Origin of the sequence: Actinocorallia aurantiaca (assembly GCF_039533685.1) — a bacterium.
In the GTDB taxonomy this organism is placed as follows: domain Bacteria; phylum Actinomycetota; class Actinomycetes; order Streptosporangiales; family Streptosporangiaceae; genus Actinocorallia; species Actinocorallia aurantiaca.
In genome coordinates this window covers 455,887-468,126 of sequence record NZ_BAAATZ010000029.1, presented here as the reverse complement: position 1 = coordinate 468,126, position 12,240 = coordinate 455,887, and the positions used below count along the sequence as shown (strand labels likewise).

General features: G+C 70.7%; 13 protein-coding genes. 10 read left to right on the top strand and 3 right to left on the bottom strand.

The genetic code is table 11. The features are described from left to right. Window positions 1-71: 71 nt before the first annotated feature. Together ABD327_RS30205 and ABD327_RS30200 are read right to left on the bottom strand one after the other, a co-directional pair. Complete coding sequence (locus ABD327_RS30205) at window positions 72-863, bottom strand: ABC transporter permease (protein WP_344455431.1); 792 nt, start codon at window positions 861-863, stop codon at window positions 72-74. Further along, window positions 860-1,798 carry an ATP-binding cassette domain-containing protein gene (locus tag ABD327_RS30200; RefSeq protein WP_344455429.1) on the bottom strand — a complete coding sequence of 313 codons (939 nt, stop codon included), beginning with the start codon at window positions 1,796-1,798 and terminating at the stop codon, window positions 860-862. Before ABD327_RS30200 ends, ABD327_RS30205 begins: the two co-directional genes overlap by 4 nt. 109 nt (window positions 1,799-1,907) lie before the next feature. On the opposite strand from ABD327_RS30200, the gene ABD327_RS30195 reads away from it, so the two are divergent. Both ABD327_RS30195 and ABD327_RS30190 read left to right on the top strand, forming a co-directional pair. Then, window positions 1,908-2,666 (top strand): TetR/AcrR family transcriptional regulator, encoded by a 759-nt coding sequence (locus tag ABD327_RS30195; RefSeq protein WP_344455427.1) that lies wholly within the window; start codon window positions 1,908-1,910, stop codon window positions 2,664-2,666. Between the two features lie 641 nt (window positions 2,667-3,307). Further along, complete coding sequence (locus tag ABD327_RS30190) at window positions 3,308-4,516, top strand: hypothetical protein (RefSeq protein WP_344455425.1); 1,209 nt, start codon at window positions 3,308-3,310, stop codon at window positions 4,514-4,516. Window positions 4,517-4,597: 81 nt separating this feature from the next. Here the strand turns inward: ABD327_RS30190 and ABD327_RS30185 are convergent, their stop codons facing one another. Then, window positions 4,598-4,816: a hypothetical protein gene (locus tag ABD327_RS30185; RefSeq protein ID WP_344455423.1), complete on the bottom strand. Its 219-nt coding sequence runs from the start codon at window positions 4,814-4,816 to the stop codon at window positions 4,598-4,600. Window positions 4,817-4,888: 72 nt separating this feature from the next. On the opposite strand from ABD327_RS30185, the gene ABD327_RS30180 reads away from it, so the two are divergent. The 8 genes from ABD327_RS30180 to ABD327_RS30145 all read left to right on the top strand — a co-directional run bounded on the left by ABD327_RS30180 (window position 4,889) and on the right by ABD327_RS30145 (window position 12,161). After that, the gene (locus tag ABD327_RS30180; RefSeq protein WP_344455420.1) at window positions 4,889-5,413 is read left to right on the top strand and encodes a P-loop NTPase family protein; all 525 of its coding nucleotides are present in this window, start codon (window positions 4,889-4,891) and stop codon (window positions 5,411-5,413) included. A 137-nt stretch (window positions 5,414-5,550) separates the two neighbouring features. After that, window positions 5,551-5,706, top strand: a complete 156-nt coding sequence (locus tag ABD327_RS30175; protein WP_344455418.1) for a hypothetical protein — start codon at window positions 5,551-5,553, stop codon at window positions 5,704-5,706. A 502-nt stretch (window positions 5,707-6,208) separates the two neighbouring features. Beyond that, on the top strand, window positions 6,209-7,696 hold the full coding sequence (locus ABD327_RS30170) for an ABC transporter substrate-binding protein (RefSeq protein WP_344455416.1): 1,488 nt from the start codon (window positions 6,209-6,211) through the stop codon (window positions 7,694-7,696). A gap of 2 nt (window positions 7,697-7,698) precedes the next feature. Beyond that, window positions 7,699-8,685, top strand: coding sequence for an ABC transporter permease (locus tag ABD327_RS30165; RefSeq protein WP_344455414.1), 987 nt, complete (start codon window positions 7,699-7,701; stop codon window positions 8,683-8,685). Further along, window positions 8,682-9,509 carry an ABC transporter permease gene (locus ABD327_RS30160; RefSeq protein ID WP_344455412.1) on the top strand — a complete coding sequence of 276 codons (828 nt, stop codon included), beginning with the start codon at window positions 8,682-8,684 and terminating at the stop codon, window positions 9,507-9,509. Before ABD327_RS30165 ends, ABD327_RS30160 begins: the two co-directional genes overlap by 4 nt. Then, complete coding sequence (locus ABD327_RS30155; protein ID WP_344455410.1) at window positions 9,502-10,416, top strand: ABC transporter ATP-binding protein; 915 nt, start codon at window positions 9,502-9,504, stop codon at window positions 10,414-10,416. Before ABD327_RS30160 ends, ABD327_RS30155 begins: the two co-directional genes overlap by 8 nt. Continuing rightward, window positions 10,409-11,140, top strand: coding sequence for an ATP-binding cassette domain-containing protein (locus ABD327_RS30150; protein ID WP_344455408.1), 732 nt, complete (start codon window positions 10,409-10,411; stop codon window positions 11,138-11,140). Before ABD327_RS30155 ends, ABD327_RS30150 begins: the two co-directional genes overlap by 8 nt. 496 nt (window positions 11,141-11,636) lie before the next feature. Beyond that, window positions 11,637-12,161 carry a hypothetical protein gene (locus ABD327_RS30145; protein ID WP_344455406.1) on the top strand — a complete coding sequence of 175 codons (525 nt, stop codon included), beginning with the start codon at window positions 11,637-11,639 and terminating at the stop codon, window positions 12,159-12,161. Window positions 12,162-12,240 lie beyond the last annotated feature (79 nt).

Below are 12,240 nucleotides of genomic sequence, written 5' to 3'. Positions count from 1 at the left end.
CTCCTTCTCTCCTCGAATACGGTCCGCATACAGAGCCCGTGCCCCCGGAGACCGGGGGCACGGGGGAGCCGTCAGCCGCCCAGCCGCTGGTAGCGGCGCACGGACAACGGCAGGAACACCGCGGTGAGCACCAGCGGCCACAGCACGGCCGCCCACAGTCCGTGGCCCGCCGTCCAGGAACCGGAGACGACACCCGGATTGCCGAACAGGTCACGGGTGGCGGTGATGGTCGCCGACATCGGGTTGGCCTCCGACAGGACGGCGAGCCAGCCGGGCATGTCCGAAGGCGAGGCGAAGGCGTTGGACAGGAACCCCACCGGCCACACCAGGATCTGCACCGCCACCACCGCCTCGGGCCGGGCGAACCGCACCCCCAGGTAGATGCCGATCCACAGGAACGCGAAACGCAGCCACAGCAGCAGCGCCACCGCCGCCGCCACCCGCGCGAAGCCCTCGTGCCAGCGCCAGCCCACCAGCAGACCGCACCCCATCATCACCAGCAGGCCCAGCGCCGAGTTCAGCATGTCCGCCGCGGCGCGCCCGACGACGACCGCGCCCGGCGCCATCGGCAGCGTCCGGAACCTGTCGGTCACGCCCTTGGCCGCGTCCGACGCCACCGCCGCGAACGTGCCCTCGAGGCCGAACACCATCGTCATCGCGAACATGCCCGGCAGCAGGAACTCCCGGTAGTCGCCGCCGCCCGGCACCTGCATCCCGCCGCCGAACAGGTACCCGAACATCACCACCATCAGCACCGGGAACAGCAGCCCGACGACGACCTGGGCGGGTTGGCGCGCCCAGTGCAGCAGCGCCCTGCGGGTGAGCGTCCACCCGTCGGCCGCCACCCATTCGATACTCGTCACGCCTTCTCCTTCACGTCCGTCAGGTGCAGGAAGACCTCGTCCAGGGTGGGGCGGCGGACCGCGACGTCCTCGACGCCGATCCCGGCGTCCTCCAGGGCGCGCAGCACCCCAGTCAGCGCGCCGATCCGGTCGGAGACCGGGACGCCCAGACGACGGGAGTCCCGGTCCAGGGCGGGGGAGGTGCCGGTGACCGCGGCCACCGCCCGCATCGCCCGCTCCAGGTCGGGGGAGTCGCGCACCACGAGGTCCAGGCGGTCCCCGCCCACCAGGTCCTTCAACTCGCCGCAGGTGCCCTCGGCGACGACCCTGCCCCCGTCCACGACGCCGATGCGGTCGGCCAGCCGGTCGGCCTCCTCCAGGTACTGGGTGGTGAGCAGGACCGTCGCGCCCTCCTCCACCAGGGAGCGCACCGACGCCCACACCTCGGCGCGCGCCCGCGGGTCCAGGCCCGTGGTCGGCTCGTCCAGGAACAGCACCCTGGGGGAGCGGATCAGGCACACGGCCAGGTCCAGGCGGCGGCGCATCCCGCCCGAGTACCCCGACACCGGACGGGAGCCGGCCTCGGCCAGGCCGAAGCGCTCCAGCAGCTCGGCGGCGCGCAGGCGGGCCGCGCGGGCGCCCAGGTGGTGCAGGCGGCCGAACAGCTCGAGGTTCTGCCGTCCCGACAGGACCTCGTCCAGGGCGGCGTGCTGGCCCAGCAGCCCGATCGCGGCCCTGACCGCCGCGGGTTCGGCCGCGACGTCGTGGCCGGCGACGCGGGCGGTGCCGCCGTCGGGGCGCAGCAGTGTGGTCAGCACCCGCACCGCGGTGGTCTTGCCCGCCCCGTTGGGGCCGAGCAGTCCGTGGACGGTGCCGGCCGGGACCTCCAGGTCGAAGCCGTCCAGGGCCCGGGTGCCCCCGAAGGCCTTGGTGAGCCGCCGTGCTTGGATCTCCATACGCGCCCTCCCTTATTCGGTATGGTGTACGGAGTTGTTGGCAGGGAGAACCGTACGGCATACGGAGTTAATTCCGTACAGCCTACGAAGAAAGTGTGAGGTACGCCACATGGCCGAACGCAAACGGCCCGACCCCGGCCGCGTCCTGGCGCTCCTGTGGGGCACCCCCGCACCCGCGCCCGCCCGCGGCCCCAGACCCAAGGTCACCCTCGAACAGATCATCCGCGCCGGCACCGAACTCGCCGACGCCGAAGGACTCGACGCCCTGTCCATGCGCCGCGTCGCCGAACGCCTCGGCATCGGCACCATGTCCCTCTACACCTACGTGCCCGGACGCACCGAACTGGTCCACCTGATGTACGACCGCGCCGTCGGCCCCACCCCGCCGCCACCCGAGGGCGCCACCTGGCGACAGGCCCTGCGCCACTACGCCCACCTCGGCCGCCGACTCCACCAGGACCATCCCTGGACGCTGTCCGTCGCCACCCCCGGCCTGATGCTGATGAGCCCCAACAGCACCACCCGCGCCGACGCCGTCTACGCCGCCCTCGCACCCCTCGGCCTGCCCGCCGCCCACCAGGCCGCCATCGCGGACAGCGTCGACGCCTACGTGCGCGGCGCCTGCCAGGGGAGTGGCGCCGGCCTCACCAGCGCCGACCTCGACGGCGGCTTCACCGACCACGACGACTACGAGCGATGGTGGGCCGAGGCCACCCCGCACCTGATCGGGCTCGTCACCCGGGAACGCTTCCCGCACCTGTACGCCATCTGGGAGGCCGGGGCCTTCGAGGAATTCACCGACGCCGCCTTCGACTACGGACTCGACCGCCTCCTGGACGGAATCGAACGCCACCTCGACGAACTCTGACCGAAAGAAGCGCCCCTTACACCGGGGGAGAGGAACTCCGGGGGCCCGCGCGAGGAGCGCGGGACCCCCGAGATGCCTGCTCGATGCGGTAAGCGGCCGCGTATCGCGGTTTCCACCATTCCCGATCACCGAAGGGGCGGAAGTGTTCCCTTGCACAGTTTTGGCCGCGAGCGTTGCGTGGCGGTCATGACCTCGTGAACAGGTTGTGACAACCACTTGTCACTCGAAGCTTTCAGTCAGTCATTACCCCTGCTTAACCGATGTTTACCTAAGAAATTTCCGGATAGCGGACATCTGCCACTTTTAAGGGACACGGCTCCGCGCGCTCCGGCCCGCAGCGGGAGGACGCGCCCCGGCCCGTGCGCCTCCGGGATCCGCGATGTCCGGCCCAGGGGAGCGGTCCGCGTTCGACGACGCGCCGCGAAGGTGTGACGGGGCAGGACGGTGATGGCCACTTATCGCCCTGAACCGGTCTTACTTAACATAATGTACATTATCAACCAAAGTAGGGGAGAGGCGGAAAACCCCACGCCCACGGCCCCGACTGGTCGAATGGACGAAAACACCAGCTGACTTGGTGAGAAACTCCCATGATTTAGAACGGCGCCCCAGCCAGAGTGCCCCGTATGTGGAGAAAATCTTTGGCAGCCGGAGCACTGGCCGCCGCTGCGCTCCTGCTCCCGACCGCACCAGCCGCAGCCGCCGACCTGGGCCCCTGGCGGGACATCCCGCCGCGCGCCACCTGGGGCCCGGAACGAGGCGTCACGGACGTGGAGCCGACCAGCGCCACCGAAGCCTGGATCAGCGGCTACCAGGGGCGGCTGAGCGTCCGCGGCCCCCAGCCCCCGAACCCTCCCGGCGGAGGGCCCCCGCCCCCGAGAGCCCTCCACACCCTGGTCAAACCCAAGCCCATGCTCCAACGCTGGACCGGAGGCACCGGCTGGACCAGCCACTCACCCCCCGGCCTGCCGGGCGAAGGCATCATCAACGCCATCGACTCCTCCGCCCCCGACCACGTGTGGTTCTGCGGCCACCTCTGGAACTCGGGCCACATCGACGCCTACGCCGCCCGCTGGGACGGCGCCGAGCTGACCAGAATCGCGATCCCCCTGGCCGGCTCCTGCACCGACGTCCTCGTCCACGGCCAGCACGCCTTCCTGTACGAACAAGGCAGGGTCCACCACCGCCGCCCGAACGGCACCTGGGCCTCGTTCGACGCCGACAAGCCCGCCTTCGCCCTGGCCGGCCCCGAACCAGGCGTCTACCTCCAGGCGGACGGGAAACTCAGGAAATGGGACGGCTCCGGCTTCGCCGCACTGCCCGCCGCCCTGACCGACGGACTGCACCTGGCCACCCGCGAGCACGGCTTCTGGAGCTTCCGCCCCGACGCCCCCTACCGCTGGGACGGCACCGCCTGGCAGGCCGTCGCCAAACCCGCCGACTACACCCCTCCCTACATGCACAGCAGCACCTCGAACTACTACACGGACGCCGACGGCCCGTGGTTCGCCACCGTCCCGCCCCATCCCGCAGGCCCCGACCAGAGCTCGGTCTACCACTGGAACGGCACGGACTGGGACCGCTTCGAACCCGGGTCGGTCGGCCCGTACTACGCGCAACTGCCCACAGACCTGCACGCCGACGACTCAGGACGGGTCTGGGCCGTCACCACCCAAGGACGCTCCTACCTCGAGGGCACCACCTGGACCCAGCTCCCCGACGCCACCGGCCTCCTGCACTTCCACACCCTGCCCGGCGGACAGGTACTGGCCTACGGCGACGGGCAGGGACTGGCCTCCACCGAGACCGACCAGACCATCACCGTCAAGACCACCGCACCGCTGCCCTGACAACGCATCCGGTGGTCCGCGGCGCCCGCGAGAGCCGCCGCGGACCACCGGGCAGAGCACACGGCCGCGACGACCGCCGCTCTACGGCTCCACTGCCGCCTCGACGCCCAGCAGCGCCGCCATCCGCTCGGCGTTGCGCTGCGCGTGGTCGCCGCAGCAGTTGTTGAAGACCACGTGCGTCATCGCGGTGAACCACGGCGGGAACTGGAACAGCAGCGCCCCCAGCTTGCCCGCCTCGTACAGCGGCCACAACGCACTCCTGTCCGTCCAGGACGCGGTGCCGACAAGGATCTCCCCCATGCCCCCACCCTAAATCCGGACCGCGACGGACAGCCGTGCCCGGCCGCCTCGCTCCGTGAGATCCTCGCTCAGGTGGAACGCATCCTCATCAGCGGAATCTCCGGTTCCGGCAAGACCACCCTGGCGCGCCGGCTGCAGGCCCTGCTGCACCTTCCCCACCACGAACTCGACGCCCTGCACCACGGCCCCGGCTGGCGGAAGCGCGAACGGTTCGAAGCCGACGTCGAGGCGTTCTCCTCGGGCCCGCGCTGGGTGACCGAGGACCAGTACCACTCCGCGCTGGGCGACCTGCTGTGGAGCAGGGCCGACACCGTCGTCTGGCTGGACCTGCCGCGTCCGACGGTGATGCGGCGCGTCGTGCGGCGCTCGGCGGTGCGGGCGCTGACCCGGCGCGAGTTGTGGAACGGCAACCGCGAGACGTTCCGGCACTGGCTTCAGGCCGACCATCCCATCCGGTGGGCGTGGAGCCAGTATGACGCCAAGAGGGCCAAGACGCTCGAGCGGATCGCCCGGCATCCGGGACTGGACGTGGTGCGGCTCGGCTCCCCCGGCGAAGCGGCCCGGTGGCTGGAGACCTGCTCCCGGGCCTCGCGGTAGGCCGGGACGGGCATGAAAGACAAACCCATCAGAAGATGGATTCTGTCTGGTTTTAGCCTTAAATCGCCGTTGTGGCGTTTTTGTGCCGATTGTGGGTGAAGGTCGGTCGCGCAGGCGGGTGAGCGATTGCGGGTCAGGTGTTCTGCCGACTTCTCCAGGTCGGCACCCGCGCCGTCATCACCTACGACCGACGCGGCCTTTCCCGCGGCGCGCTGGAGGATCCCGGCCGCGGGGTGACGATGGCCGAGTACGCCGACGACGTCCACGCCTGCTCGCCGAGGTGCTGGGGATAGGTCTCGCCCGGCCCGACGCCGAGCAGGGCTGCTCCCCCAGCCGATGAGGCCTGGGCGCGTCGTCGATTTCGGTCGGCCGCACCACCCGCGGACCGTTTTCGACTACCGCTGCGCCGAGCGGCCGGCCGTTCTCCTCGGTGAAGAGCTCGTCGAATTCCCAGGCGGCCACAACGGCGACACCACCCGTCCCCGCGCCTACGCCGCACGTCTCCTTGACGTTCTCGGTACTCGATCTGCCACTCCGCTCCCCCGGGTCGGCGCCTTCGAGGGCGGCTGAACTCCGGGTGCCGTCGTCGGCGTCGGGCGTGTCCTCGTTGTTTTCGTTTCGGGTCGGGGTCCGGGATGCGACCGGGCCGTTAAAAGGTGCTCACGCGACCGAAATAAGCGTTCCCGAGGCGTGTGCGTCGGCTGCGGCTCTTGACGCTCTTCTGGCGGCTGTCTTACGTTCCTTTACGTGTAACAGCGTTTCTTGCAAGGAAACAGAGGTGGACGAGCCGTGTATGTGAGCCGTAGACGAATCCTGCAGCTGGGCGGCCTGGCGGCCTTGGGGCTGGCGACCGGCTGCGCGACCGGGCCGGACGGGGAAGGCGCCGAGACCGGAAAGCTGATCTTCGCCTCCACCGCCATCACCAACTCCCTGGACCCGCTGGTGGCGCTCTCCAGTGTGGGCAGCACCTTCTGCACCCAGGTCTACGATCCGCTGGTGACCCTGGGCGAGGGCGGCAGGATCTCCCCCGCGCTGGCCACGGCCTGGCGGCAGGTCGACGAGCTCACGGTCGAGTTCACCCTCCGGGAGGGGGTGAAGTTCCACAACGGAGGCGCGTTCGACGCACAGGCCGTCGTGGGGAACGTGGAGCGGCTGCTGTCGGACAAGCCGGAGTTCGCCTCCATCCGGAGTGAGATGGGGTCGTTGAAGGGCGTCGAGGCCGTCGACGCCGGGACGGTCCGGGTGACCACCGAATCCCCCGACCCGATCCTGCTCAACCGGCTCACCCGGCTGTACATCGTCGATCCCTCGATCTTCGCCGGGAACCCCGCGTCGACCGCCTCGGGCACGGGGCCGTTCAAGGTCGTGGGCTACAAGGCCGGGGAGAGCATCGACCTGGAGGCCTTCCCCGGGTCCTGGCGCAGGTCCTCCTCCCTGACCAAGGCGCAGATCCTGGCGATCCCCGACACCGGGACGCTGACGACCGCCCTGCGGTCGGGCGACGTGGACGGGGTGTTCGGGCTGCCGCCGGCGGTGTCGGCGCAGCTGTCGTCCTTCACGGTGCAGGCGACCTCGGCCGGGTCCTGCGCGATCCTCAGCATGATCCAGGACGTCGAGCCGAAGCTGCGGGACAAGAACATCCGGCTGGCGCTGAACCTGGCCGTCGACAACGAGGAGTTCGTCAAGGAGGGGCTGTCGGGCTTCGGGGAGGTTCCCGCGGGCCAGCTCCTGCAGCCGGGCTACACCGGCTACGACCCTTCCCTGCAGGGGTTCGCCTACGACCCCGACAAGGCCAAGTCGCTGCTGGCCGGCACCGACCTGAGGCTGGACATCGCGACGACGGCGCTGTTCAAGCAGCAGGCGGAGATCACCGCCGGGTACCTGGCGAAGGTCGGGGTCAAGAGCGAGGTGGTCATCCAGGACCTGTCGACGTTCGTGACGTCGCTGCTGAAGACGAGCAAGGTGCCGCTGCTGTACTGGCAGACCGACTACTTCGACCTGCGTGACATCGCCAGCGTCGCGAGGTTCGGTCCGCAGCCCGCGGGGGTGCAGAGCCACTTCGAGGACAAGGCCTACGTGGAGCTGTTCGCCGCCGCGCAGGAGGAGATGGATCCCGGCAAGCGGGAGGAGACCATCCGCGAGATGGCGCGGCGGATGAACGAGGAGGTCGGGGTGGTGTTCCTGGCCTGGCCCAAGACGGTGTACGTGCATTCCAAGAAGACGGACCTGAAGCTGACTCCGTCGGGGAACGTTTCGATGGCCGAGTCGAAGAAGTCCGCCTGAGCATGGGTGAGGCGGGTGTGAAGCTCCCCCGGCGCCCGATCGCGGGGCGTTGGGGGCGGGCGGTGGCGCGGACGCTGCTGGTGTGGGCGGCGCGGCTGGCCGCGACCGTGCTGGGTGTCTTGACGTTGCTGTTCGCGTTGCTGCATCTGTCGGGGGATCCGGCGGCCACGATGGTCGGTCCGAGCGGGACGGCCGAGGATCTGGAGCGGGTGCGTGAGCAGCTGGGGCTGGATCGGCCGTTCCGCGAGCAGTATCTGGGGTTTCTCGGTGACGTCGCGCGGCTGGAGTTCGGGTCGTCGTCCAATACCGGGGAGCCGGCTTTGGGCATCGTTCTGGCGCATCTGCCTTTGACGCTGCAGTTGGTGCTGCTCACCTTGGTTTCTTCGCTGGTGGTGGGGGTGCCGCTGGGGGTGTGGGCGGCGGCCCGGCGGGGCGGGGTGGTGGGGCGGGTCATCTCGGCCGCCGCCGCTCTGGGGCAGGCGGTCCCGAACTTCGTGCTGGGGCTGGTGTTGATGCTGGTGTTCGCGTTGTGGCTGGGGTGGCTGCCCGCCTACGGGTCGGGCACTCCCCTGCACGTGGTGATGCCGGTGCTGACGCTCAGCCTGTTCACCCTGGCCCGGATCGTGCTGCTGACGCGTGCGGGTGTGCTGGAGGCGCTCGAGCGGGACCTGTGCCGGACGGTGCGGGCCAAGGGCGGGAGTTTCTCGCGGGTGTTGTGGCGGCACGCGCTGCCGAACGCGTTTCCGCCGGTGCTGGCGTTCGTGATCACCGATACCGGTTATCTGCTGTCGGGGACGGTGATCGTGGAGCAGTTGTACTCCTATGACGGGGTCGGCAGGCAGTTGGTGAACGCCATCAACGAGCAGGACTATCCGGTGATCCAGGCGACGGTGTTCGTGGTCGCGGTGGTCGTGGTGCTGGTCAGTGCGCTGGGTGACGTGCTGGGCCGGTTGCTGGACCCGCGGGTGGGGCGGGAGGTGGCCGGATGAGGGCCTCGGCGCGGGTGGCGCTGGCGGGGCTGGTGGTCCTGGTGCTGGCGGTGGCGGTGGGGCCGCTGCTGGTGGGGGCCGATCCGCTCGAGCAGGACCTGTCGGCGCGGCTGGCTCCGCCGTTCTGGATGGAGGGGGCGCTGGCGGGCCATCCGCTGGGCACCGATCAGTTGGGGCGGGATCTGCTGGCCCGGGTGCTGGTGGGCGGGCGGGCGTCGCTGCTGGTGGGTTTTGTGGCCAGCAGCGCGGCGTGCGTGATCGGGATCGGCGCGGGCCTGTTGGCGGGGTATGCGGGCGGGATCGTGGACCGGCTGGTGATGGGGGCGGGTGACCTGTGGATCGCGTTTCCGTTCCTGGTGCTGGCGATCGCGGCGATCTCGGTGGTGGGGTCCTCCCCCGCGGTGCTGATCGTGCTGCTGACGCTGGCGGGCTGGGTGATGTCGGCGCGGGTGACGCGGGCGATCGTGCGGCAGATCAAGGGCGAGGACTATGTCGCGGCTTCGGTGGGTTTCGGCGGTGGGCGGGCTCATGTGCTGGGACGGCACCTGCTGCCGGCGGTGGCGGGCGCGAACCTGGTGATCTGGACGTTCATGGTGGGGTCGCTGGTCCTGATCGAGGGCGGCCTGTCGTTCCTGGGGCTGGGGGTGCGGCCGCCGACGCCGTCGTGGGGCAACATCCTCAGCGACGGTCGGGAGTTGATGGAGAGCGCGTGGTGGATCCCGTTGTGGCCGGGACTGGCGCTGACCGTCACGGTGCTGCTGGTGAACCTGCTGGGTGAGGGTCTGCGGAGGGTCTTCGACGTGCGGGAGGACGGGCGTGCTTGAGGTGGAGGGGCTGGTCGTCACCGCGGGCGGTGTGCGGCTGGTGGACGGCGTGTCCTTCGAGGTCGGGGCCGGGGAGCTGTTCGGTCTGGTGGGCGAGTCGGGGTCGGGCAAGACGACCGCGGTGCTGGCCCTGGCGGGGCTGCTGCCGGCGGGCGTGGAGCGCGCCGCGGGTACCGTCGTGCTGGCTGATGAGGAGCTGACCGCGGAGCGGTTGGAGCGGGTGCGGGGCAGCCGGATCGGTTTCGTCTTCCAGGATTCGTCGGGTTCGCTGGATCCGCTGATGCGGGTGGGCGCGCAGGTCGCCGAGGTGTGGCGCATCCACGGCGGCGGCCGGAGAGAGGCGCGCCGGCGGGCGGCGGAGTTGCTGGAGCGGGTGGGTGTGGGCGCGCACAGGGCGCGGGCCTACCCGCACGAGTTGTCGGGCGGGCAGCGCCAGCGGGTGGGGATCGCGATGGCGGTGGCGCTGGATCCGCGGCTGCTGATCGCCGATGAGCCGACGACGGCGCTGGACGTCACGGTGCAGGCGCAGGTGATGGAGCTTTTGTCCCGGGCTCGGAAGGAGAGCGGGGCGGCGGCGGTGCTGGTCAGCCACGACCTGGATCTGCTGGCCCGGTATGCCGACCGGATCGGGGTGATGTACTCGGGGCGGCTGGTGGAGGTCGGGGCCGCCCGGGAGGTCGTGGAGCGGCCCCGCCACCCCTATACGCGGGCGCTGCTGGCGTCGCGGCCCAGGGTGGGGGCGGGCAGGGGGCAGCTTCCCGTGATCGAGGGGATCGCGCCTCAGCCCGCCGAGCGGCCCGCGGGGTGCGCGTTCCATCCGAGGTGTGCTGTGGCGGTGGAGCGGTGCGCGGTGGACTCCCCCGCGCTGGAGGGCGGAGTGGCTTGTTGGGTGGCCGGTGATGAGTGAGCCGTTGCTGTCGGTGCGGGATCTGCGCAAGGACTACGGGCGGCGTCAGGCCGTCGCCGGGGTGAGCCTGGAGGTGGGGCGCGGGGAGACCGTGGCGGTCGTGGGCGAGTCGGGCAGCGGGAAGTCGACTCTGGGGCGCTGCGTGGTGCGGTTGTCCCGGCCGACCTCCGGCAGTGTGCGTTTCGACGGGGTGGAGCTGGCGGGATTGTCGGCGCGGCGGTTGCGCCCGCTGCGGTCGCGGTTCCAGCTGGTCTTCCAGGATCCGTCGAGTTCGCTGAATCCGCGGTGGAGCGTGCGGCGGCTCATCGGCGAGCCGCTTCGGGTGCAGGGGCGCGAGGGGGACGTGGCGGGTCTGATGGCCGAGGTCGGGCTGGACGCCGCCCTGGCCGGGCGGCTGCCCCACCAGTTGTCGGGCGGGCAGCGCCAGCGGGTGGGGATCGCCCGCGCTCTGGCGCTGTCCCCCGAGCTGCTGGTGCTGGACGAGCCGGTGACGGCCCTGGACGTGTCGGTGCAGGCGCAGATCGTCAACCTGCTGCTGCGGCTGCAGGAGGAGCGGGGCCTGGGGTATCTGTTCATCTCCCATGACCTGTCGGTGGTGGGCGCCCTGGCGCACCGGGTCGTGGTGATGAGCGAGGGCCGCGTGGTGGAGTCCGGTCCGGCCGGGCGGGTCCTGTCGCGTCCCGAGCATCCCTGCACGCGGAGGCTGGTGGACGCGGTTCCCTGAAGTCCGTCACAGAAGGCGGTCGTCGCGTGGTGCGTGTGACGGGTGGGACTGTGGTGACGGCTGGTGTTTCACACTGGTTACAGCTGTCACGATCCGGCCATGCTCATCTTCCTTACAAACGTTGACTGGCCAGTAACCACTGCCTAATTTTCCTTCTGACCCACCCCTCGAAGAAGGGCTTCGAAAGGTGCCACGACCGCGAGACCACCGACCCTCTCCGCCGCGCCCGCAGGCAACCGCGAACACGACAGTCGCCGAGTTCCCTCGCCGCGTACCGCACACGGAGAGCGCGGACGGAACCGCGGTCCCGTGACAGGGCCGCCCCGCCCCCCGGGGCCGGCTCCCGCGAGACGGGTCCTGTCTCCGCCCACCCGACATGGGCGGAGACAGGACCGCAGGTCCCAGCCTAAACGGCCGGGCCGTCCACCCATGGCCGCACGCGGCCATCCCGCCCGGCGCGCGGCCCCCGCGCGCCCACCCCTCCTGGAGGAGACCCATGTCCCGTACCAAGACGATGGCGCTGGCCACTGCCGCCGCCGCCACTGCCGCCCTGACCATCGCCACGCCCGCCTCCGCCTGGACCGGCGGCTCCATCACGGCCAACCTGTCCACCCCGCTGACGGTCAACTCCAGCATCGGCACCGCCACCTGCACCTCCTCGACCCTGAACGGGTCGGTCACCGCCGCGGGCGCGCTGACCGTCAGCTCGGCCTCGATCGGCGGCTGCACCGGCACCTTCTCCATCTCGGTGACGCCGACCAACCTGCCGTGGGGAGGCACCCTGGGAACCAGCTCGGCGACCATCACCGGCTTCAGGGTGAGCGCCAACGTGGGCGTCCTGGGCGGCATCACCTGCATCTACGGCGGCAGCCTCAGCGGTGCGGTCAGCGGCAGCGCCCCCTCGCTGAAGGCGACCTTCTCCAACGTGACCGTCAACAAGATCTCCTCGGGCAGCCACTGGTTCTGCCCGGGCACCGCCACCATCGGCGGCGCCTACACCATCACCGGCCCCGGCCTGTGACACGCGGATCCGGCCGGCCCGACACCGGCTGATCTCCTGGCAGCAGTGACCCGCGCCGCGGCCCAGGCCGCGGCGCGGG